Here is a 23,772-nt window from a genome sequence, read left to right on the forward strand (position 1 = left end):
ACATTGGTAATGACGCATGATGTGGACAGACAACATGCGTCATACGGATGGTCGCATTACTGCACAGACTTATAGACTTCACTTCAGTAAGGCCCTGAACAATGAGCGTTTTCAGGGTGTGGCAGGTAAAGGGAAGGAATTAAGAGAGACAATAATAATGGTAGACAATAAGAAACGCCCCGGAAAAGATCTGGACCGTATCGACAGAAACATTCTGAATGAATTGCAAAAAGACGGTCGTATTTCCAATGTTGAGCTTTCGAAACGTGTTGGCTTATCACCTACGCCGTGTCTTGAGCGTGTGCGTCGCCTGGAGCGTCAGGGTTTCATTCTGGGTTATACCGCGCAGCTGAATCCACATTATCTGGATGCTTCACTGCTGGTGTTCGTTGAGATTACTCTGAATCGTGGTGCGCCCGATGTGTTTGAGCAATTTAACGCCGCCGTGCAAAAACTTGAGGAAACTCAAGAGTGTCACCTCGTTTCCGGTGACTTTGACTACCTGCTGAAAACGCGTGTGCCGGACATGTCCGCCTATCGTAAGCTTCTGGGTGAAACCTTGCTACGCCTGCCGGGCGTAAATGACACCCGTACTTACGTAGTGATGGAAGAGGTCAAACAGAGCAATCGTCTGGTGATCAAAACCCGCTAATGCAGGGCAGGTGCAAAGCTTGCAGGAATTCGGTACACTCCTGTGAATTCATACAGGACCAGCGTCGGGCTTGCCCGGCGCTGTTGCCTTCTTAATTTACAGGCACCTGGAGAGTTCTCTTGAGCCAGGAATATACAGAAGATAAAGACGTTTCGTTACAACCGCTGAGCAGTGGTCGCAGGCTGCTGGAAGCGTTGCTCATCCTTGTGGCCCTGTTCGCCATCTATTTGATGGTGTCGCTGGTTAGCTTCAATCCTTCCGATCCAAGCTGGTCGCAGACCGCCTGGCATGAGCCGATCCATAATTTGGGTGGCAGCGTTGGCGCATGGCTGGCTGACACGCTGCTCTTCATTTTTGGCGTAATGGCGTATGCCATTCCTCCTGTCATCATTGGCTTATGCTGGATTACATTCCGTCAGCGCGATGGCCAGGATTACATCGACTATTTTGCCGTCGGCTTGCGCTTAATTGGCGTGTTGGCACTGGTGGTGACCACCTGTGGCCTGGCTGCGCTGAATGTCGATGACATTTGGTATTTCGCTTCCGGCGGTGTCATTGGCAGTCTGGTCAGTAATGCCATGGCGCCATGGTTCAGTTCTGCCGGCGGCACATTGACCTTATTGTGCGTCTGGGCGGCAGGTATCACGTTGTATACCGGTTGGTCATGGCTAACCATTGCCGAGAGAATCGGCGGTGTGGTGATGGGTGTGCTGACCTTCGCCAGCAACCGTTCACGTCATGACGAACCCTGGCAGGAAGACGACGAGTACGAAGAGGAAGAGCTTGCTGAAGAGGCCGCACCTCCTTTACGTGCAGCGCAAGCTCAGGATGATGATGCTGATGTCCTGTTGGCAAAACCACGCAAAATTGTCGAACCGCTTAATGAGCAGTTACCCGATGATCCGCTGCTGGCGAAGGCCAGCGCCGCGACGGCTGCCGCCATTGCGGTGACGACCGAGGCTGCACAACAGGCACCGGTAGTCAGCCAACCCGTCGTGAATACACCGCCAGAACCCTTACCAACCGCGCAGATTCCACAGGTGGCAGTTGAAGCGCCAGCGGTAACGGCGGCGCCTGAACCGGTTATTCAGCCTGCTCCCCCAACGTATCGCTTTGAAGTACCAAGCGAACCTGCTCCATCACCGTTCTCGCTGGCGGATGAGGATGATGGCCCAAGCATGGGGAACTGGCAGGATGCTGCCCAATCCTCAGCAGGCTTGAACACCGCTGCTGCTGCGGCATTCGGTGCCGCAGCCGCTAAAACGGCTTCCGCTTACACGCCGGCCTTTGATGTGGTGCCTGAGCGTGATTACAACCCACAGGTGAAACAAGGCATTGGACCAGAGTTACCGCGTCCAAATAAAGTGAAGCTGCCAACGCGTCGTGAGATGGCGTCTTATGGTATCAAGCTGCCATCACAGCGCATGGCTGAAGATAAAGCGCGAGAAGAAGCTGAACAGCAAATGCCTGAGATGACGGCGACCTATCATGAACCGTCACACGATCATGAAGACGATGCTGCGCTGCAGGAAGCACAATTGCGCGCAGCATTCGCGTCTCAGCAACAGCAGCGATATGCAGAGAGCGAACAGTATCAACCTGAGGACGATGAAGAAGCCTTGCATCAGGCTCAGTTGGCTAATCAGTTTGCGGCGCAGCAGCAACACCGCTATGAGCAGCCTGAGGCGAAGTCAGGTCCGGTATTCAATCTCGACACGTCATCTGCCTTTGATTTTTCACCGATGAAAGACCTGGTCGATGACAGCCCAAGTGAACCGCTGTTTACCATTGCGGCTACGCCTGAGCCAGAAGCGCCTGCCCAGTGGCAGCAACCGGCGGTCCCACAGCCAGAAGCACCTGCCCAGTGGCAGCAATCGGCGGTCCCACAGCCAGAAGCGCCTGCCCAGTGGCAGCAACCGGCCGCTCCGCAGCCGGAAATTATGCCGTCACTGAGCGCCGAAAACAGCCCGTGGTCGTCACCGGAAGCGGACAGCTATACGCCTCCAGCAGAAGCTCCTCAACCCGTTGCGCCCGCACAGGATAGTCTGTTCCATCCGTTCCTGGTTCGCCACGAGCGTCCGCTGGAGCGACCTTCCACGCCGTTACCGACGCTGGATCTGCTGACATCACCGCCTTCAGAAGAAGAGCCGGTGGATATGTTTGCGCTTGAGCAAACGGCGCGCCTGGTGGAAGCCCGCCTGGCTGACTACCGCGTGAAAGCTGAAGTCGTCGGCATCTCACCGGGTCCGGTTATCACCCGCTTTGAGCTTGACCTTGCGCCGGGTGTCAAAGCTGCGCGTATTTCCAACCTGTCACGCGATTTGGCTCGTTCGCTATCTGCGGTTGCCGTGCGCGTGGTGGAAGTCATACCCGGTAAGCCCTATGTCGGGCTGGAATTGCCTAACAAGCATCGTCAAACCGTGTATCTGCGCGAAGTTCTGGATTGCGACAAGTTCCGCGATAATCCTTCACCACTGGCAGTGGTGTTGGGTAAAGATATTTCGGGGCAACCGGTGGTGGCCGATCTGGCGAAAATGCCGCATTTACTGGTTGCCGGTACCACCGGTTCCGGTAAGTCCGTCGGCGTTAACACCATGATCATCAGCATGCTGTATAAAGCCACGCCAGAAGAAGTGCGCTTTATTATGATTGACCCGAAAATGCTGGAGCTGTCAGTTTATGAAGGCATTCCGCATTTGCTGACTGAAGTGGTCACCGACATGAAAGATGCCGCCAATGCGCTGCGCTGGAGTGTGGGTGAGATGGAACGTCGCTACAAGCTGATGTCCGCGCTGGGCGTGCGAAATCTGGCGGGTTATAACGAGAAGATTGAACAGGCTGCCGCGATGGGTCGCCCAATTCCGGATCCTTTCTGGAAGCCGGGTGACAGCATGGATACCACGCCGCCGGTACTGGAAAAACTGCCGTACATTGTGGTGCTGGTGGATGAATTCGCCGATCTGATGATGGCGGTTGGCAAGAAAGTCGAAGAGTTGATTGCGCGCCTGGCGCAGAAAGCGCGAGCAGCGGGTATTCACCTCGTGTTGGCGACGCAGCGTCCGTCGGTGGATGTGATCACCGGCTTGATCAAAGCCAACATCCCAACGCGTATCGCCTTTACGGTTTCCAGTAAAATTGACTCACGCACCATCCTTGATCAAGGCGGCGCGGAATCGCTTTTGGGAATGGGTGACATGCTTTACATGCCGCCTAACTCCTCCATGCCGGTGCGTGTCCATGGTGCCTTCGTGCGCGATCAGGAAGTGCATGCGGTAGTGCAGGACTGGAAAGCGCGTGGACGTCCGCAATACATCGAAAGTATTACCGCAGGCGAAGAGAGTGAAAGCGCAGCGGGGGGACTAGACGGTGATGAAGAGCTGGATCAGCTGTTCGATCAGGCAGTTTCGTTCGTGGTGGAAAAACGACGTGCTTCGATTTCCGGGGTGCAGCGCCAATTCCGTATCGGTTACAACCGAGCCGCGCGCATCATTGAACAGATGGAAGCGCAGGGCATCGTTTCTGAACCGGGCCACAATGGCAACCGCGAAGTGCTGTCGCCGCCGCCGCACGAGATGTAACCTTACGCACGCCATGACTTACTTCTGGGCCAGTTAACACTGGCCCGTTGTTTATCTGCAGAACGATCCCCATATCTTCGGGAGCTTTCGGCTGTTTCTCCTGTCGAACAGACAGAGCGGCAACTACGGTTAATGCAGTAAGTGTCGGGAAATCATGAATAAGGAATCGAATCAGATGAAATTACGCGTTATTGCCTTCGGCCTGATGGCCAGTTTTGTTTCTGCATCGGTATTGGCGGATGCGTCGAGTGATTTGCAACAGCGTCTGAATAAAGTGAACAGCTTCCATGCCAGCTTTAGTCAGAAAGTCACCGATGGCAGCGGCGCGAATGTGCAGGATGGGGAAGGCGAGCTGTGGGTTAAGCGCCCAAGCTTGTTCAACTGGCATATGACTGCGCCAGACGAAAGCGTGATTATCTCCGACGGTAAAACCTATGGTTCTATAATCCGTTTGTCGAGCAGGCCAGCGTTAGCTTGCTGCAAAATGCTACCAGCAATACGCCCTTTATGTTGATTGCCCGCAACCAGCCAAGCGACTGGCAGCAGTACAACATCAAACAACAAGGCGATAATTTCGAGCTGACGCCGAAAAGCAGCGATGGCAATTTGAAGCAATTCACCATCAGCGTTTCCTCAGCGGGTACAATCAACAAATTCAGCGCGATTGAGCAAGATGGCCAGCACAGTGACTATCAGCTGAAGAGCCAGAAAAATGGGGCGATTAGCCCGGATAAATTCACCTTTACGCCGCCAAAAGGGGTAACGGTGGACGATCAACGTCAGTGAGGTCGCGGTGAGTAACCTGTCCCTGGATTTCGCCTCTTCAAATGAGTTCCAACCTCTGGCCGCGCGTATGCGGCCAGCCACATTGCAGCAGTATATCGGGCAGCAGCATCTGCTGGCGGCGGGCAAACCGTTACCGCGTGCGATTGAGGCTGGACATCTGCATTCAATGATTCTGTGGGGGCCACCAGGAACAGGTAAAACAACCCTTGCCGAGATCATCGCGCACTATGGCAAAGCCGATGTAGAGCGCATTTCAGCCGTGACTTCCGGCGTGAAAGAGATCCGTGAAGCCATCGAACGTGCGCGGCAAAATCGCCAATTGGGTCGACGGACTATCCTGTTCGTGGATGAAGTCCATCGCTTTAACAAAAGCCAACAGGATGCGTTTTTACCGCATATTGAAGATGGCACCATCACTTTCATTGGCGCGACCACCGAAAATCCCTCTTTTGAACTCAATTCAGCACTGCTTTCACGTGCACGCGTTTATCTGCTGAAATCCCTCACCACGGAAGATATTGAGCAGGTGCTGGTGCAGGCGATGCAAGACAGTGCGCGCGGCTACGGTGACAGCGACATCCTGCTGCCAGATAATACCCGGCGCATGATTGCTGAACTGGTCAACGGTGATGCGCGTCGTGCCTTGAACACGCTGGAAATGATGGCGGACATGGCCGAGAGCAACGCACAGGGCTTGCGTGAGCTAACACCGCAGTTACTGAATGAAGTGTCCGGCGAAAGGGCGGCGCGTTTTGATAATAAAGGTGACCGTTTTTACGATTTGATTTCAGCGTTGCATAAATCCGTGCGCGGTTCGGCTCCAGATGCGGCACTCTATTGGTATGCGCGCATTATCACTGCCGGTGGCGATCCTCTTTATGTTGCGCGCCGTTTGCTGGCGATCGCTTCAGAAGATGTGGGCAATGCCGATCCACGCGGCATGCAGGTAGCTATTTCGGCGTGGGATTGTTTCACTCGCGTTGGACCTGCCGAAGGCGAACGCGCGATTGCCCAAGCGATTGTTTATCTTGCCTGTGCGCCTAAAAGTAATGCCGTTTACACGGCTTTCAAGGCCGCGATGCGAGATGCGCGCGAATTTCCCGATTACGATGTGCCCGAACATCTGCGTAACGCCCCCACCAAATTGATGAAAGAGATGGGGCTGGGCAAAGAGTATCGCTATGCGCACGATGAACCCAATGCGTATGCGGCTGGAGAAGTGTTCTTCCCACCGGAAATGGCGCAAACGCGCTACTATCAGCCCACCAATCGGGGGCTTGAAGGGAAAATAGGCGAAAAACTCGCCTGGTTGGCTGAACAGGATCAAAATAGCCCGATAAAACGCTACCGCTGATAAACGCCTTACGGTAAGGTGAGCAAGTATTTCAATGCATTCCAGTGGGATGCATCCCTTCATTCGATCAATCAACCTTAATTACACAGGATAAGCATGCTCGATCCCAATCTGCTGCGTAATGAGCCAGACGCAGTCGCTGAAAAACTGGCACGCCGAGGATTTAAACTGGATGTGGAAACGCTGCGTTCGCTCGAAGAGCGTCGTAAAGTACTGCAGGTCGAAACTGAAAATTTGCAGGCAGAGCGTAACTCCCGATCCAAATCCATCGGTCAGGCCAAAGCGCGTGGGGAAGACATCGAGCCACTGCGTCAGGAAGTGAACGTGCTGGGCGAACGCCTGGATGCGGCCAAGGTTGAGCTGGATACCTTGCAAAACACCATCCGCGATTTTGCTCTGTCACTGCCTAACTTGCCGGTTGATGAAGTGCCGCTGGGTAAAGACGACAGTGAGAACCAGGAAGTTAGTCGCTGGGGCCAGCCGCGCCAGTTTGAATTCCCGGTAAAAGATCACGTTGAGCTGGGTGAAGCACTTAAAGGCCTCGATTTTGCCGCTGCGGTGAAACTGACCGGTTCACGTTTTATCGTGATGCAGGGACAAATCGCGCGTCTGCACCGTGCGCTTAGCCAGTTCATGATTGATTTGCATACGCAGCAACATGGTTATCTCGAAACCTACGTGCCGTATCTGGTCAACCATGAGACGCTGTTTGGCACGGGTCAGTTGCCGAAATTTGGTGAAGACCTGTTCCACACCAAGCCGTTGGGTGAAGAAGCGGGCAGCAGCAATTATGCGCTGATTCCAACGGCAGAAGTGCCGTTGACTAACCTGGTGCGTGACGAGATCGTTGAAGAAGAAAATCTGCCGATCAAACTCACTGCGCATACGCCGTGCTTCCGTTCTGAAGCGGGTTCATACGGACGCGACACGCGCGGACTGATTCGCATGCACCAGTTCGACAAAGTTGAGATGGTGCACATTGTTGCGCCTGAGACCTCGATGGATGCGCTGGAAGAATTGGTAGGTCACGCTGAGAAGGTGCTGCAATTACTTAACCTGCCGTACCGTAAAGTGCTGCTGTGCACCGGTGATATGGGCTTTGGTTCTGCCAAAACCTACGACCTGGAAGTGTGGCTGCCCGCACAAGACACCTATCGCGAAATCTCCTCTTGTTCCAACATGTGGGATTTCCAGGCGCGTCGTATGCAGGCTCGCTGCCGCAGCAAAACCGATAAGAAACCCCGTTTGGTGCATACCCTGAACGGTTCAGGTCTGGCGGTAGGACGTACGCTGGTAGCCGTGTTGGAAAACTATCAGCAGGCTGACGGCCGTATCGAAGTGCCAGAAGTATTACGCCCGTATATGGGCGGTCTGGAATTTATTGGTTAAGCGATGCGTTCTTAAAGAAAACCCGGCGATGCCGGGTTTTTTATTGCCAGCGATTTAGCGATTAATTTTTAATAAGAATTAATCAGAAATAAACGTTATCGACAGCAGACTTCCTCAAAAGACTAAAATCTACAAATTCATGAAGATAGCGTCAGGCATCAACGATGATATATCTCCTGTAACCCGCTGAAGATAAAAATAATAAATTGTTCAGCAGCAAATTGTGCGGCGATGATTTTTTGCCCGTTGACTTTAAAATAGCGGATGGCAAACTGCGCGCAATTATCTCCATTTCTTTGGTTTTTTATCCCTATGTCTACCTGGTCGCGCCCCGTCGTGTTGCTGCTTTGCGGCTTAATGCTAATGACGGTGTCTATTGCTGTGCTTAATACGCTGGTGCCGCTTTGGCTTACTCATGATCAACTGCCAACGTGGCAGGTGGGTATGGCCAGCTCAGCTTATTACACCGGGAACCTGTTAGGGACCTTGCTGGCCGGCTTGTTGATCAATCGCCACGGATTTAACCGCTGTTTCTATCTGGCGAGCGTGCTCTTTGCATTGGCAACCATGGGAATGATGTTGTTAGAGGGCTTCTACAGCTGGACCGCGCTGCGTTTTGTCGCAGGCGTAGGTTGCGCCCTGATCTGGGTCGTGGTGGAGAGTGCGTTGCTGTGCAGTGGCACGGTGCGTAACCGCGGTCAATTGCTGGCTGCCTATATGATTATCTACTACCTCGGCACCGTGGCGGGTCAGCTGCTGGTCAGCCGCGTATCGACTGAACTCCTGCATGTGATTCCGTGGGTGACCGCATTGATTGTTTGTGCAGTGCTGCCGGTCGTGTTCTTGCGGGTTAATGCCGGTACGGCCACAGAAGAAGCGTCTACCGGTCACATCTGGACCATGCTGCGCCGTCGCAGTTCACGTCTCGGGATTAACGGCTGTGTGATTTCCGGTATTGTGCTCGGTTCACTGTACGGTCTGATGCCGCTTTATTTGTCGCATCAGGGCATGAGTGACGCCAACGTGGGATACTGGATGGCGTTGCTGGTGAGTTCTGGCATCGTGGGTCAGTGGCCCGTTGGGCGTCTTGCCGATCGCTTTGGCCGCCTGATGGTGTTGCGCGTTCAAGTTTTTGTGGTGATTTTAGGTGCTATCGCCATGCTGGGTGATACCGCCATGGCACCCGCGCTGTTTATTCTGGGCCTGGCCGGCTTTACTCTCTATCCGGTGGCGATGTCATGGGCATGTGAAACCGTGGCGCACCATGAACTGGTGGCGATGAATCAGGCATTGTTGTTCAGCTACACCGTAGGCAGTTTGGTTGGGCCTGGCATGACGTCAATGCTGATGCAGAATTACTCCGATCGCCTGCTATTTGTGATGATTGCGGCGGTGGCTCTGGTGTATTTAGTGATGTTGCTGCGTAAAGCCGATCGTCACGCCACTCCGATTGCACATGCTTAACGACTAAGTGATGCCATTGAGAAGGGGAGCCGCAAAGCTCCCCTTTTTTGTCAGTACATCACTTCGTGACCGTAACCCGCGAGAATATTTTTAACACGCTCCATGGTCTCCTTAGTCGGAGGTTTTACTCCATCCAACTTGTACTCTTCTCCCATGGCAATCCATTTGTGCTTGCCCAATTCGTGGTAGGGCAGTAATTCAATTTTCTCGACGTTTTCCATATCCCTGGTGAATTCACCCAGGCGATGCGCAGAGGCATCATCATCGGAATAGCCGGGCACCACCACAAAGCGAATCCAGGTGCGTTTGCCTTTCTTCTGCAGATAGCGCGCAAAGTCGAGGGTGCGATGATTGGAAACGCCAACCAAAATCTGGTGCACGTCATCATTGATTTGTTTCAGGTCGAGCATCACCAGGTCAGTGGCATCCAGCAATTCGTCGATCACCGGATCGTAACGGCGCACAAACCCATTGGTATCCAGACAGGTATGAATGCCTTCCGCCTTGCAGGCACGAAACCAATCACGCACAAACTCGGCCTGCAGGATAGCTTCGCCACCGGAAGCCGTCACCCCGCCGCCAGAGGCATTCATGAAGTGGCGATACGATAATGCATCCTTCATTAAATCCTCTACCGTGACTTCAGTACCCCCGTGCGTGTCCCAGGTATCACGATTATGACAATAGAGGCAGCGCATCAGGCAGCCCTGGAAGAAGGTGATAAAGCGGATGCCGGGACCGTCAACGGTGCCGCAGGATTCAAATGAGTGGATACGACCGATGGTTGACATTGCGATGTATTCTCCGGGTTAGCCTCAACATCAGGCGGCACAATCTCTGTTGTGCTCTAAGATGAAAGTCGATTTTGCCAGGCTGTCGTTCACGGCACACTGGCAAAACAGACTCTGGAGAAAAGGCTCCCGCAGGAGCCTTTTAATCTCAGGGAGGATTACAGTGACTGAGTGAAAGTACGGGTAATCACATCCTGCTGCTGCTCTTTCGTCAGCGAGTTAAAGCGCACAGCATAACCGGAAACGCGGATGGTGAGCTGCGGATACTTCTCAGGATGCTCCATCGCATCCAGCAGCATCTCACGGTTCATCACGTTGACGTTAAGGTGCTGACCGCCCTCGATATTGGCTTCATGGTGGAAGTAGCCATCCATCAGGCCCGCAAGGTTGGTTTTGCGCACGTTGTCATCTTTACCCAGCGCATTTGGCACGATGGAGAAGGTGTATGAAATACCATCTTTCGCATAGGCAAACGGCAGTTTGGCAACCGAGGTCAGTGAGGCAACCGCCCCTTTCTGATCGCGACCGTGCATTGGGTTAGCACCTGGTCCAAACGGCGCACCGGCACGGCGACCATCTGGAGTGTTACCGGTTTTCTTACCGTACACCACGTTAGAGGTGATGGTCAGCACTGACTGTGTCGCGACTGCATTGCGGTAAGTTTGCAGTTTCTGAATTTTCTTCATGAAACGTTCAACCAGATCGCACGCCATGTCATCAACGCGGGAGTCGTTGTTACCGAACTGCGGATATTCGCCTTCGATTTCAAAATCAACCGCCAGGCCGTCCGCATCACGCACGGTTTTCACTTTGGCGTACTTGATAGCAGACAGGGAATCCGCCGCCACTGACAAACCTGCAATACCACAAGCCATGGTGCGATAGACGTCACGGTCATGCAGTGCCATCAGCGAAGCTTCGTAGCTGTACTTATCGTGCATGTAATGGATGATGTTCAGAGAAGTGACATACTGTTTTGCCAGCCAATCCATAAAGTGATCCATACTTGCCATCACGGTATCGAAATCCAGAATTTCATCAGTAATTGGCGCCTCTTTCGGGCCAACCTGCATTTTCAGTTTTTCGTCCACGCCACCGTTGATTGCGTACAGCAGTGTTTTTGCCAGGTTGGCACGTGCGCCGAAGAACTGCATCTGTTTGCCGACAATCATTGGGCTGACGCAGCAGGCAATCGCGTAGTCATCGTTATCAAAGTCAGGGCGCATTAGATCGTCATTCTCGTACTGCAATGAAGACGTATCGATGGAGACTTTGGCCGCATACTTTTTAAAGTTGACCGGCAGTTTTTCTGACCAAAGGATGGTCATGTTCGGTTCCGGTGACGGGCCCATGGTGTACAAAGTGTTCAGGAAGCGGAAGGTACTTTTGGTGACTAAAGTGCGGCCATCGACACCCATACCGGCCAGCGACTCGGTTGCCCAGATGGGGTCACCGGAGAACAGTTCGTCATATTCTGGGGTGCGCAGGAAGCGAACCATGCGCAGTTTCATCACCAAATGGTCGATTAACTCCTGCGCGCCTTCTTCAGTCAGTTTGCCTGCTTTGATATCACGGTCGAGATAGACATCGAGGAAGGTGGATACGCGACCAAATGACATCGCCGCGCCGTTCTGTGATTTCACGGCAGCCAGATAGCCGTAGTAGGTCCACTGCACAGCTTCTTGCGCGGTGGTGGCTGGCAGAGAGATGTCAGAACCATATTTGGCCGCCATCTCTTTGATCTGACCAAGCGCACGATGCTGCTCGGAGATTTCTTCACGCAGGCGAATGGTGGCTTCAAGGTTGACACCATTTTCCATATCGCTTTGCAGTGAATTGAACTGCGCCACTTTATCTTTCATCAGATAATCGATGCCGTACAGCGCGACACGACGATAATCACCGATGATACGACCACGACCATATGCATCTGGCAGACCGGTCAGGACACCGGATTTACGACAGCGCATGATGTCTGGAGTGTAAACATCAAAGACACCCTGATTATGGGTTTTACGATAGTCGGTGAAGACTTTTTTCAGGGCCGGGTCGAGTTCACGGCCATAAACCTTACAAGAGCCTTCGACCATTTTTATGCCACCAAACGGGATGATGGCGCGTTTCAGTGGAGCTTCAGTCTGCAGACCCACGATGGTCTCCAGCGACTTATTAATGTAACCGGCATCGTGCGAGGTGATGGTTGAAGCCAGGTCAGTATCGAAATCCACCGGTGCATGGGTGCGGTTTTCAATTTTGATGCCTTCCAGCACACTGTCCCACAGCTTGGTGGTGGCAGGTGTGGCGCCCGCCAGGAAGGACTCATCACCTTCATACGGAGTGTAGTTTTTCTGGATAAAGTCACGCACGTTGACATCTTTCTGCCATTCGCCGGCGCTAAATCCTTCCCAGCTGACGCCATTTTTCGTTAAGTTCGGACATGATATACCTGCCTTATTTAGGGAGACTTTGACGGTTGCGCTCTTGAGCACGCCCGTATCAATTACTTAATGCACCGGATCATCACCACGCAGATAGATAACCCAGTAGGTCAAACCTACTAACAATCCACCGCCGATAATGTTGCCGATAGTCACGGGAATGAGGTTGTTAACAATAAAGTCGCCAACGCTAAGAGACGGAAACTGTGCGGCGCTGGAGCCTGCCATTTGCCAGAATTCCGGGCTGGCGAAATCGCGAATAACGATAGCCATAGGGACTAAAAACATGTTGGCGATACTGTGTTCGAAGCCACTGGCAACAAACATGCCGACAGGCAAAATCATCGCGAACATTTTGTCGAACAGGCTGCGGCCGGAGTAACTCATCCATACGGCCAGGCAAACCATCAGGTTGGCGAGTATGCCCAGACTCACGGCTTCAACGAAGGTGTGATGCATTTTATGGTCAGCGGTCTGGAGGACGTTTAACCCCCATGCGCCATTGGCGACCATATGTTCACCCGCGAGCCAAATCAGCACGACAAAGAACAGTGCACCAAACAGGTTGCCGATATAGACGTACAGCCAGTGACGGCCCAGTTGCATCCAGGTGATGCGTCCGCTGGCTTTCGCGACCACAATCAAAACGGTAGAAGTAAACAGGTCTGCGCCACACACCACGACCAGCATCAAACCCAGCGAGAAACAGATACCGCCAATCAGTTTTGCGATGCCATAAGGCATGGCGCCACTGCCGGTGGTCGCGGTAATGTAAAAAACGAATGCGATGGAAATAAATACGCCAGCGGTGATGGCAAGGAAGAAGGTGGTTAAAGGATGTTTAGTCGCTTTATAGACGCCGGCATCTTCAGCAACTTTCGCCATGGCCGCAGGTAATAATGCATTAAAAGGGTTGTCAGCTTTCACACTAACGCTCTCCTGAAAATTGTCTGTAAAGATACTAACAAAGGAGTATAGGTCAGGAATTGATGTGGATCATAAATGGCAGGAAGCTCAGGAGTAAGCGAGGCGTCAAGGTGCTTGTTTTAAGATTAACTCATTGAAATTAATGATATAAATAATTTTTAATTTATACAAAATAAGTTTAATGCCCGCCAGGATTACACGATGGAATGTTAACTAAGGTTAACTAATGAAGCTGAACTGTTAATAACCAATAGTCAGTGTGAACGGTGGCGTTTTTATGGCAAAAAAAAGCACTGAAGTTAATCAGTGCCAATTGAAACGTCAGCTAAAAATAGTGCGCTGGGCGTTTGAGATTACTTCTTCGACCAGTATTGACGCTTGGCTGCCTGTAATTTTTCATACGCGGCCAACAAAGCCTGATGTGATGGGAAGGCTTTAAGATCGAGGTCAACAGCCTGCAGGCCGTAGAATGGCGCTTCACCGCTGATCGCGGCAGAAGCAGCTTCCACGGCTGCCTGACCATACATACGAACAAAGGCGCGATGGTATTGCAGCGGATCGCGTTCTTCTTCCATCGCCAACAACAGCAGTGTTTGCAGACAACGATAATAATTGGCACGTTCTTCGCTGAAGATTGACTGGTTAAATTCCATCGTCCATTCAGTCCAGATCAATGCTTGATCCAAATCGCCACCCGCTAATGCCAGCATGGCTTTCAGTTCACCAATGCGCAGGGTGTACCAGCCATTGTCTTTACCAGACGCCAGACCTAACAGCTCACGGACACGCGTGAAGTCGTCATGACCTTCTTCGTCAAGCTGTTCAATCAAATTCAGGTAAGCTTCTGGTTCCCACTCAGTCGCAGGCAGCGCCAACAGCGTTTCACGCAGCGGTGCGCCCATGCTGTTATTCGCCAGCAGTAAATCTTCCGCCGGATAAATATCTGACATGCCCGGCACAATGATGCGGCAGGCGTAAACGCTCAGATGTTCATAGTCGGCAATATAAACTTCTTTATCTTCCGCGCGGAAGATGGCCATCAGCGTATCAAACTCTTCATGCGTGCTTCCCGCGAAGCTCCAGTCAACAAACGGATAATCCGCGTCGTCTTTGAACATGTCCCAGGAAATCAAACCGCTGGAGTCGATAAAGTGGGTTTCCAGGTTGGCATGCTCTGCCACTTCTTCATCGTCGAAGGTGGGTGGCGTAAACACATCGAGATCTTTCAGACCACGGCCCTGAAGCAGTTCGGTGACTGTACGCTCCAGCGCAACGCCGAAGTCAGGGTGTGCGCCAAAGGAAGCGAAGCAGGTGCCGTTAGCTGGATTGAACAACACCACGCAGATCACCGGGTAATTACCACCGAGCGACGCATCGTAGGAGAAAATCGGGAAGCCTTCTGCTTCCAGACGATCAATTGCTTCGATCACGCCAGGATAACGCTGCATCACTTCCGCAGGAATTTCGGGCAGACTGATGGATTCCGCGATAATGCGATTCTTGATGTGACGTTCGAAGACTTCCGACAGGCCCTGAACGCGGGCTTCGTTGGCCGTGTTACCTGCAGACATGCCGTTAGACACGTACAGGTTACCGATAATGTTCATCGGAATATAAACCGTTTGCTGATCTGACTGGCGGGTAAATGGCAGGCCGCAGATGCCGCGATCGGCATTACCTGACTGCAGATCCACTAAATCCGAGGCATTGACGCTCTCTTCTGGATCGTAGAATTTGTGCAGACGCGCATCCAGAATCCCTTCTGGCAAGCTGTTATCTTCGGTCAGGGGGAACCACTTCTCATTAGGATAATGAACAAAATCGCCGTTCGCGATGGTTTCACCCAGCCAGAAATCGGCGAAGAAGTAGTTAGTTGAGAGGCGCTCAAAATATTCGCCTAACGCGGAAGCCAGTGCTGCCTTTTTGCTGGCGCCTTTTCCGTTGGTAAAGCACAACGGGCAGTCGCGATCGCGGATGTGCACAGACCAGACGTGTGGAACCGGGTTAAGCCAGGAAGCTTCTTCAATATTGAAGCCGAGGTCCTGCAGTTTCTGCTGGAAGCGTGCAATGGAGTCTTCCAGTGCGGCGTCTTTTCCTGGAATGAAGGTTTGCGTCATGTTGGCGCTCTCTCAAGTCGATGGGGTGGGCGTAAAGCGCGCAATGATACGGGTTTTGCGCCTGCTTCGCTATTCAGTGGTCTAAATTTATCGCGGCATGGTGACGGCTTTTTCGAGCACTGGCGACATTCTGATTTTACTTCAGGAAACTCCCTCACAAAATTCCGTGGCTTATTGCATTTATGACATAAGCTGCGGTGAAGCCTGCTGCGGAAATGTGATCGCTATCGGATTAATGATTGCAGCCATTCGGAGGCAATGATAAAACCGATGGGGTATTCATAACCGTTCGATATGACAGTGGTGAGGGGAAATGACGCAGGTTTATAATTTTAGTTCCGGCCCAGCGATGCTGCCGGTAGAAGTGCTCCGTCGTGCAGAACAAGAACTGACAAACTGGCACGGATTAGGCACTTCGGTAATGGAGATCAGTCACCGTAGTAAAGAGTTTATTGCCGTGGCTGAAGCAGCAGAACAGGACTTCCGCGATCTGCTGAAGATCCCAGCCAACTACAAAGTTTTATTCTGCCATGGCGGCGCACGCGCGCAGTTCGCGGCGATCCCAGGGAACCTGCTGGGCAACGCTAAAACGGCTGATTACATTGATGGCGGTTACTGGGCCCACAGTGCCATTAAAGAAGCGGAAAAATTCTGCTCACCCAACACCATCGACATCAAAACCACGCTTGACGGTAAACGTGCATTATTACCAATGCGTGAATGGCAGCTGAATGATGACGCAGCCTATGTGCACTTTTGCCCGAATGAAACCATTGATGGCATTGCCATTGATGAAGAACCTGACTTCGGTGACAAAGTGGTGGTGGCGGATCTCTCCTCAACGATCTTGTCTCGTCCCATCGATGTCAGCCGTTACGGCGTCATCTATGCGGGTGCGCAAAAAATATCGGTCCGGCTGGCTTAACGCTGGTGGTGGTGCGCGAAGACCTGCTGGGTAAAGCGCAACAATATGTGCCCTCCATTATTGATTACAAAGTGTTGGCTGAGAACGAATCCATGTTCAACACGCCGCCAACATTCGCCTGGTATCTCTCTGGCCTGGTGTTCAAATGGCTGAAAGAGAAGGGCGGTGTTGCAGAGATGGATAAGATCAATCAGGCCAAAGCCGATCTTCTCTATGGTGTGATCGATAACAGCAACTTCTATCGTAACGATGTCGCTGCGGCTAACCGCTCACGCATGAACGTGCCGTTCCAGTTAGCTGATGCTGCGCTGGATAAAGTGTTCCTCGACGAGTCTCTGCAGGCGGGTCTGCATGCGTTGAAAGGGCACCGTGTGGTTGGCGGCATGCGCGCATCGATCTACAATGCAATGCCATTGGAAGGGGTTAAAACCCTGACTGAGTTTATGGTCGACTTCGAACGTCGCCACGGCTAATGACTTATCATAGGCCAGCCTGGCTGGCCACAGGCCCCGTTATACAACGGGGTTATGTCTTTTCTGGAGATTTGGTTTCACATGCAGGACTCCCTGACTCTACAACCGATTGCCCGCGTTGACGGCACGGTAAACTTACCGGGTTCAAAAAGCGTCTCTAACCGCGCGCTGTTACTGGCTGCACTGGCAAACGGCACAACTCGCCTGACCAACTTGCTTGATAGCGATGACGTTAAACACATGCTGAATGCGCTTAAGGCGTTGGGCGTCAGCTATACGTTGTCTGACGATCGCACCGTGTGTGAAGTGGTGGGTAATGCAGGCCCGTTGCACAGCGATCAGCCCTTAGAGCTGTTTTTGGGCAACGCAGGCACCGCCATGCGCCCGCTGGCTGCTGCGTTGTGTCTGGGCCAGCAATCAATCGTGCTGACCGGCGAGCCACGCATGAAAGAGCGCCCAATTGGCCATCTGGTCGATGCGCTGCGTCAGGGCGGCGCAAAGATTGATTATCTGGAACAGACTGATTATCCACCGGTGCGTCTCAACGGGGGATTTGAGGGTGGCGAAGTGAGCGTGGACGGCAGCGTATCGAGCCAGTTCCTGACCGCGCTGCTGATGACCGCACCTCTGGCTCCTAAAGACACCGTGATTACCATTAAAGGTGATCTGGTCTCGAAACCTTATATTGATATCACTTTGCACCTGATGCGCACTTTTGGTGTGGAAGTTGATAATCAGAACTACCAGCGTTTTGTGGTTAAGGGCCAGCAACAGTTCCAGGCGCCGGGCGATTATCTGGTGGAAGGCGATGCTTCATCAGCATCTTACTTCCTTGCCGCTGCCGCGATTAAAGGTGGCACGGTGCGCGTGACCGGTATTGGTCGCAACAGCGTACAGGGCGATATTCGTTTTGCGGATGTGCTGGAAAAATGGGCGCGGTAATTGAGTGGGGCGATGATTACATTGCCTGTACACGTGGCTCACTGACGGCTATTGATATGGACATGAACCATATCCCCGATGCGGCAATGACCATTGCCACTGCGGCGCTGTTTGCCGAGGGCACGACGCTGATGCGTAACATCTATAACTGGCGTGTGAAAGAGACCGACCGTCTGGCGGCGATGGCGACAGAGTTGCGTAAAGTGGGCGCTGAAGTGGAAGAAGGCCATGATTTCATTCGCGTAACCCCACCGGTTCAGCTGCAGCATGCCGATATTGGGACTTACAACGATCATCGCATGGCAATGTGCTTCGCCCTGGTCGCGTTGTCTGACACACCCGTCACAATTCTGGATCCAGGCTGTACGGCGAAAACCTTCCCTGACTACTTCCAGCAGTTAGCGAAAATCAGTAAAACCGCCTGATTTGTCTACCCGGTGCGCTTGTGCCGGGTTTCTTTGCTGTTTTCTGGCCTTGATGGGCGGAAATTCTTCTGAAACTGTCTAAAATTCTAGCGCTGTCTCCGTGAAGGGGTAACGAACCTGACGCGGGCAGCGTATAATGCCGCGCAATCCAGACAGCCAAGAAGGCTGATAATAAGCACGCAGCAACAGGAGAAAACAATGACGGCAATCGCCCCGGTAATTACCATTGATGGGCCAAGTGGCGCAGGTAAAGGGACTTTGTGTAAAGCGATGGCGGAGTCATTGCAGTGGCACTTGCTGGATTCTGGTGCCATTTATCGTGTATTAGCATTGGCTGCACTTCATCATCAGGTGGATATTGAATCTGAAGAAGCACTGGTGCCGATGGCCGCTCACCTCGACGTGCGTTTCTTGTCTGTAGAAGGCGAAATGCAGGTGATTCTGGAAGGTGAGGATGTGACTGGTGAAATCCGTACGCAAGAAGTGAGCAATACGGCTTCGCGTGTTGCTGCCTTTCCACGTGTGCGTGAAGCGCTGTTGCGCCGCCAGCGGGCTTTCCGCGAAGAGCCAGGTTTGATCGCGGATGGGCGTGACATGGGAACGGTAGTATTCCCGGATGCACCCGTAAAAATCTTCCTGGATGCAAGTTCAGAAGAGCGTGCGCATCGTCGTATGCTACAGTTGCAGGAGAAGGGCTTTAATGTTAACTTTGATCGCCTTTTATCCGAGATAAAGGAACGCGACGACCGCGATCGTAATCGCGCCATCGCACCTTTAGTGCCTGCCACTGATGCTCTGGTGCTGGATTCAACCAGTATGTCCATTGAGCAAGTGATTGAAAAGGCACTTGATTATGCCCGCCAGAAGCTGGGTGTTTAATCTGTTCGGTAACTGAATTGAAGTAACCCTGTACCATGGACCCGGTGCTGGGCATGTGAAACAACCCCATCCGACAATGACGTCAGGTGGACGTTAAATTGAAGAATCCTAAGATTATCAATATGACTGAATCTTTTGCTCAACTATTTGAAGAATCACTGAAAGAAATCGAAACCCGTCCGGGTTCCATCGTTCGTGGCGTTGTTGTCTCTATCGACAAAGACGTAGTCCTGGTTGATGCGGGTCTGAAATCTGAGTCTGCAATTCCTGCAGAGCAGTTCAAGAACGCAGCCGGCGAACTGGAAATCCAGGTTGGCGACGAAGTTGACGTTGCGCTTGACGCAGTTGAAGACGGCTTCGGTGAAACCCTGCTGTCCCGTGAGAAAGCTAAGCGTCACGAAGCTTGGATCACGCTGGAAAAAGCTTACGAAGAAGCTGAAACTGTTACCGGTGTTATCAACGGCAAAGTTAAAGGTGGCTTCACAGTTGAGCTGAACGGTATTCGTGCGTTCCTGCCAGGTTCACTGGTTGACGTTCGTCCGGTTCGCGATACTCTGCACCTGGAAGGCAAAGAGCTTGAGTTCAAAGTCATCAAGCTTGATCAGAAACGTAACAACGTGGTGGTTTCTCGCCGCGCAGTTATCGAATCTGAAAACAGCGCTGAACGCGATCAGCTGCTGGAAAACCTGCAGGAAGGCATGGAAGTTAAAGGTATCGTTAAGAACCTCACTGACTACGGCGCATTCGTGGATCTGGGTGGCGTTGACGGCCTGCTGCACATCACCGATATGGCTTGGAAACGCGTTAAGCATCCAAGCGAAATCGTCAACGTGGGCGACGAAATCACTGTTAAAGTGCTGAAGTTCGACCGCGAGCGTACTCGTGTATCCCTCGGCCTGAAACAGCTGGGCGAAGATCCATGGGTTGCTATCGCTAAGCGTTACCCAGAAGGCACCAAGCTGACTGGCCGTGTAACCAACCTGACCGATTACGGCTGCTTCGTTGAAATCGAAGAAGGCGTTGAAGGCCTGGTGCACGTTTCTGAAATGGACTGGACCAACAAAAACATTCACCCATCTAAAGTTGTTAACGTGGGCGATGTTGTTGAAGTTATGGTTCTGGACATCGACGAAGAACGTCGTCGTATCTCCCTGGGTCTGAAGCAGTGCAAAAACAACCCATGGCAGCAGTTCGCTGAGACCCACAACAAAGGCGATCGCGTTGAAGGTAAAATCAAGTCAATCACTGACTTCGGTATCTTCATCGGCCTGGACGGCGGCATCGACGGTCTGGTTCACCTGTCTGACATCTCCTGGAACGCGACTGGCGAAGAAGCCGTTCGTGAGTACAAAAAAGGCGACGAAATCGCTGCTGTTGTACTGCAGGTTGATGCAGAGCGCGAGCGCATCTCTCTGGGCGTGAAGCAGTTGGCTGAAGATCCATTCAACAACTACATCACCCTGAACAAGAAAGGCGCTATCGTTAACGGTAAAGTGACTGCAGTAGACGCTAAAGGTGCTACAGTAGAATTAGCTGATGGCGTTGAAGGTTACCTGCGCGCTTCAGAAGCTTCACTGGACCGTATCGAAGATGCAACTCTGGTTCTGAGTGTTGGTGACGACGTTGAAGCTAAATTCACCGGCGTTGACCGTAAGAACCGCGTTGTAAGCCTGTCTGTTCGTGCTAAAGACCAGGCTGATGAGAAAGAAGCAATCAACACTGTTAACACCAAACAGGAAGAAAGCAACTTCTCTAGCGCTATGGCTGAAGCGTTCAAAGCGGCTAAAGGCGAGTAATCGACCCGAGGCACCGGACGATGAAAATCGTCCGGTTTCGGTAAAAGCTGTCATACCTTTCCAAATAGGGATTAACCGGAGGTTACATGACCAAGTCAGAACTGATTGAAAGACTTGCTGGCCAGCATACTCATATCCCGGCGAAAGTCGTTGAGGATGCGGTCAAAGAGATGCTCGAGCACATGGCCACTACGTTGGCACAGGGCGAGCGCATTGAAATCCGGGGATTCGGCAGCTTTTCTTTGCATTATCGCGCACCGCGCACTGGTCGTAACCCGAAAACGGGTGACAAAGTGGATCTGGAAGGTAAATACGTTCCCCACTTCAAGCCAGGCAAAGAATTGCGTGACCGTGCGAACATCTACGGTTAAGCCGTTACCGAACGATAAAGCGACACCTCCGGGTGTCGTTTTTTTTTGCCTAAAATTGGCTGTTGCGAACTCCATTCCAAATTGATTTGCCAGCGTGCAAATCCCGCTGAATTAATGTAACCCACCTGCCAGAATGCACTTCGCCTGAAAGCTTTTAACGTTAACAGCAAGCAAACTCTAACCCTTACGGGAGAGAGTTGATGCGTATAACAGGGATTATCGTCGCCAGAATGATGATTTTGGCTACCTTACCATTGGGATTATTACCACAAATACCCACTGCCGCATTCATAGCGGCCATGGCGCTGGCAGCCGTCGTTATTGGACTGATCCCCCATCAAGTGATACGTGTCACCAGCATGGGAATTCTGCTTCTGACGTGGGCACTGGCTGAAGCAAGTCAGATGCAGAACTCCATAGAGCGACTTTCAGCGGCACCCACTGAAATGACAGTGCGAATTACCGAGGTCAGAGAAAAGCAGCAGCAATTCACGGCGCAAATTATCCGTGTCGGCGAGAAATATCAGTTCCCTCCGCTTTTTGTCAGCGTTAACACGGGATCGACTGAGTTGAAATACTGTGCCGGGCAGCGCTGGAAAATGACATTACGCCTGCGAGCTGTACATGGCCGACTCAATGAAGGAGGGTTTGATGCGCAACGTTTTGCGCTGGCTAACCACACGCCTTTACAGGGACGGGTGATCCATCAACAGGTTGAATCGGTGCAGTGTAACTTGCGCGATCGGTTAATCAGCTATCATCAGCCGCTTCTGGAGCCACTTCAGCAATCCGCCATTTTGCAGGCGCTCGCATTTGGTGAACGGGAGAATATGACCAAGCCGCAGCGTCAACTGTTGCGTGAAACCGGGACCGCACATTTGATGGCGATTTCAGGTATGCACATTGCGTTAGCGGCCAGCATCGGATGGATGATAGCGCGCGGCCTGCAATGGCTGCTTCCTGCTCGCTACATTGGCTATATATTTCCTCTGGTGGGCAGCGTTGTGACGGCAGCGGTCTATTGCTGGCTTTCTGGCAGCCATGCGCCGGCTCAGCGAGCATGGTGGCGCTGCTGATCTGGATGATGATTCGCATTGCAGGCTGGCAATTAACGGGTTGGCAGGTCTGGACGCTGTGCATGGGAGGATTGTTATGGCTGGATCCTCTCACCGTGCTGTCAGAAAGCTTTTGGCTGTCAGCGCTGGCGGTCGCGATGTTGATCATCTGGTTTCAATGGTTTGCACTGCCTGCGCGATATGGCAAAGCCTGGCGTTGGTTGCCGTTGAGATTATTGCATTTGCAGGCAGGCATGATGATCCTGATGGCGCCCTTGCAGATTTTCTTGTTTCAGGGAATAAGCCTGAGCGCGTTACTGGCGAACCTCCTTGCAGTACCGGTGGTCTCATTGATTACCGTGCCTTTGATATTGTTGGCACTATTGCTGCCAGTCATGCCCATCGCCACGGGATTATGGTGGCTGGCCGATCTCTCCGTAAGCCAAGTGATGCAAGGACTCGCGCGCTTACCTGCAGGCTGGTGGCCGCTAAATGACGCGGTTCCTGCTATCGCATTCATTTGGGGCGGGTTGCTGCTGTGGCGCAGTGGCGTTATTTATTACACCCTGATGCCCTGCTGTGGTTGTGCGCTGGCCATTTTTATCTGGCGTAGTCAGGCGGAACAAGATGACTGGCAAATTGACATGATTGATGTTGGTCATGGATTAGCCATCGCCATTACACAGGGGCGTGAGGTGGTGTTATATGACGCGGGGCCCCGCTGGAACCAGGACGACGCAGGGGCGCGCGTCATCCTGCCGTGGCTGCATTATCAGGGAAGAAATTTGAGCTCGATTATCGTCAGCCACAAGCATCTGGATCATCAGGGAGGCGTAGATTCTCTTCACCAGGCCAATCCCAACATGGTGATCCGTAGCGCGTTGGCTAAACCAGGGCATCTACCTGTCAGCGAGGCGAGAAATGGCAGTGGGGCAAGTTGACCTTTACGGCACTTTGGCCGCCTGCGGGAAACACGCAAGGACAAAATAATGACTCCTGTGTCGTGCGGGTTGATGATGGCACTGTCAGCCTGCTGCTCACCGGGGATATTGAGTTAGAGGCGGAAAGAAAGTTGGTCGCCCTGGAAAAAGCACAGCTTTCGAGCACCCTGATACAGGTTCCTCACCATGGCAGCCGGACTTCATCTGGACCATTACTGTTACGTAGTGTTGCAGGGAAGGGCGCGATGGCGTCAGTCGCACGCTACAATGCGTGGCGCATGCCGGCCCCAGCGGTGGTGGATCGTTATCGCCAGCAGGGTTATATCTGGTATGACACTGCACAATCGGGGCAGATTCATATTGGCGTTCGGCAGGGTGAATGGCAAATTAAAGGGTTGAGAGAGCAAATAAAACCTCGCTGGTATCATCAGTGGTTTGGCGTCAAACGTGAATCCAGGTAGAATGAGCG

12 protein-coding genes and 6 pseudogenes are annotated in these 23,772 nt (G+C 52.4%); 14 read left to right on the forward strand and 4 right to left on the reverse strand.

Going from position 1 to position 23,772, the window contains the following annotated elements:
• Positions 1-157: 157 nt before the first annotated feature.
• From lrp to HA45_RS08665, 6 genes and pseudogenes are all read left to right on the forward strand, one after another.
• A complete protein-coding gene (lrp, locus tag HA45_RS08640) occupies positions 158-652 on the forward strand; it encodes a leucine-responsive transcriptional regulator Lrp (RefSeq protein WP_006118610.1) in 495 nt (164 codons plus the stop codon).
• A gap of 119 nt (positions 653-771) precedes the next feature.
• A complete protein-coding gene (locus tag HA45_RS08645) occupies positions 772-4,230 on the forward strand; it encodes a DNA translocase FtsK 4TM domain-containing protein (protein ID WP_100702575.1) in 3,459 nt (1,152 codons plus the stop codon).
• 175 nt (positions 4,231-4,405) lie between these two features.
• Positions 4,406-5,016: pseudogene (lolA, locus tag HA45_RS08650) on the forward strand (outer membrane lipoprotein periplasmic chaperone LolA).
• Between the two features lie 7 nt (positions 5,017-5,023).
• Positions 5,024-6,370, forward strand: coding sequence for a replication-associated recombination protein A (locus HA45_RS08655; protein ID WP_100702577.1), 1,347 nt, complete (start codon positions 5,024-5,026; stop codon positions 6,368-6,370).
• 96 nt (positions 6,371-6,466) lie between these two features.
• Entirely contained in the window at positions 6,467-7,759 is a 1,293-nt protein-coding gene (gene serS / locus HA45_RS08660) for a serine--tRNA ligase (RefSeq protein ID WP_100702578.1), read from the forward strand.
• Positions 7,760-8,071: 312 nt separating this feature from the next.
• Complete coding sequence (locus HA45_RS08665; protein WP_100702579.1) at positions 8,072-9,223, forward strand: MFS transporter; 1,152 nt, start codon at positions 8,072-8,074, stop codon at positions 9,221-9,223.
• Between the two features lie 50 nt (positions 9,224-9,273).
• On the opposite strand, the gene pflA is transcribed toward HA45_RS08665, so the two are convergent.
• The 4 genes and pseudogenes from pflA to ycaO all read right to left on the reverse strand — a co-directional run bounded on the left by pflA (position 9,274) and on the right by ycaO (position 15,496).
• The gene (gene pflA, locus HA45_RS08670; protein ID WP_100702580.1) at positions 9,274-10,014 is read right to left on the reverse strand and encodes a pyruvate formate lyase 1-activating protein; all 741 of its coding nucleotides are present in this window, start codon (positions 10,012-10,014) and stop codon (positions 9,274-9,276) included.
• A 158-nt stretch (positions 10,015-10,172) separates the two neighbouring features.
• A pseudogene (gene pflB, locus HA45_RS08675) lies at positions 10,173-12,453 on the reverse strand (formate C-acetyltransferase).
• A gap of 65 nt (positions 12,454-12,518) precedes the next feature.
• Entirely contained in the window at positions 12,519-13,379 is an 861-nt protein-coding gene (focA, locus tag HA45_RS08680; RefSeq protein WP_100702582.1) for a formate transporter FocA, read from the reverse strand.
• Between the two features lie 353 nt (positions 13,380-13,732).
• Entirely contained in the window at positions 13,733-15,496 is a 1,764-nt protein-coding gene (ycaO, locus tag HA45_RS08685) for a 30S ribosomal protein S12 methylthiotransferase accessory factor YcaO (RefSeq protein ID WP_100702583.1), read from the reverse strand.
• A 313-nt stretch (positions 15,497-15,809) separates the two neighbouring features.
• Here ycaO and serC point away from each other — a divergent pair.
• The 8 genes and pseudogenes from serC (at position 15,810) to HA45_RS28995 (ending at position 23,764) form a co-directional block, all read left to right on the forward strand.
• Positions 15,810-16,894 (forward strand): annotated as a pseudogene (serC, locus tag HA45_RS08690) (3-phosphoserine/phosphohydroxythreonine transaminase).
• An 81-nt stretch (positions 16,895-16,975) separates the two neighbouring features.
• Positions 16,976-18,261 (forward strand): annotated as a pseudogene (gene aroA / locus HA45_RS08695) (3-phosphoshikimate 1-carboxyvinyltransferase).
• A 198-nt stretch (positions 18,262-18,459) separates the two neighbouring features.
• Entirely contained in the window at positions 18,460-19,140 is a 681-nt protein-coding gene (cmk, locus tag HA45_RS08700; protein WP_100702586.1) for a (d)CMP kinase, read from the forward strand.
• Between the two features lie 122 nt (positions 19,141-19,262).
• A complete protein-coding gene (rpsA, locus tag HA45_RS08705) occupies positions 19,263-20,936 on the forward strand; it encodes a 30S ribosomal protein S1 (RefSeq protein WP_034820570.1) in 1,674 nt (557 codons plus the stop codon).
• An 86-nt stretch (positions 20,937-21,022) separates the two neighbouring features.
• Positions 21,023-21,307 carry an integration host factor subunit beta gene (ihfB, locus tag HA45_RS08710; protein ID WP_003849360.1) on the forward strand — a complete coding sequence of 95 codons (285 nt, stop codon included), beginning with the start codon at positions 21,023-21,025 and terminating at the stop codon, positions 21,305-21,307.
• A gap of 299 nt (positions 21,308-21,606) precedes the next feature.
• Positions 21,607-21,942: pseudogene (locus HA45_RS28985) on the forward strand (competence protein ComEC); the annotation flags it as partial.
• A 195-nt stretch (positions 21,943-22,137) separates the two neighbouring features.
• Positions 22,138-23,303 (forward strand): annotated as a pseudogene (locus HA45_RS28990) (DNA internalization-related competence protein ComEC/Rec2).
• Positions 23,304-23,548: 245 nt separating this feature from the next.
• The gene (locus HA45_RS28995; protein ID WP_366557329.1) at positions 23,549-23,764 is read left to right on the forward strand and encodes a hypothetical protein; all 216 of its coding nucleotides are present in this window, start codon (positions 23,549-23,551) and stop codon (positions 23,762-23,764) included.
• The last annotated feature ends 8 nt before the right edge of the window (positions 23,765-23,772 follow it).

It is taken from the genome of Pantoea rodasii, from assembly GCF_002095465.1.
Taxonomy (GTDB): domain Bacteria; phylum Pseudomonadota; class Gammaproteobacteria; order Enterobacterales; family Enterobacteriaceae; genus Pantoea; species Pantoea rodasii.

What these genes read in the sequence shown, in the direction of transcription:
- HA45_RS08665 (WP_100702579.1), top strand. Translation starts at nt 8,072, where the DNA reads ATGTCTACCTGGTCGCGCCCCGTCGTGTTGCTGCTTTGCGGCTTAATG.
- cmk (WP_100702586.1), top strand. Translation starts at nt 18,460, where the DNA reads ATGACGGCAATCGCCCCGGTAATTACCATTGATGGGCCAAGTGGCGCA.
- pflA (WP_100702580.1), bottom strand. Translation starts at nt 10,014, where the DNA reads ATGTCAACCATCGGTCGTATCCACTCATTTGAATCCTGCGGCACCGTT.
- HA45_RS28995 (WP_366557329.1), top strand. Translation starts at nt 23,549, where the DNA reads ATGGCGTCAGTCGCACGCTACAATGCGTGGCGCATGCCGGCCCCAGCG.
- ycaO (WP_100702583.1), bottom strand. Translation starts at nt 15,496, where the DNA reads ATGACGCAAACCTTCATTCCAGGAAAAGACGCCGCACTGGAAGACTCC.
- rpsA (WP_034820570.1), top strand. Translation starts at nt 19,263, where the DNA reads ATGACTGAATCTTTTGCTCAACTATTTGAAGAATCACTGAAAGAAATC.
- ihfB (WP_003849360.1), top strand. Translation starts at nt 21,023, where the DNA reads ATGACCAAGTCAGAACTGATTGAAAGACTTGCTGGCCAGCATACTCAT.
- lrp (WP_006118610.1), top strand. Translation starts at nt 158, where the DNA reads ATGGTAGACAATAAGAAACGCCCCGGAAAAGATCTGGACCGTATCGAC.
- serS (WP_100702578.1), top strand. Translation starts at nt 6,467, where the DNA reads ATGCTCGATCCCAATCTGCTGCGTAATGAGCCAGACGCAGTCGCTGAA.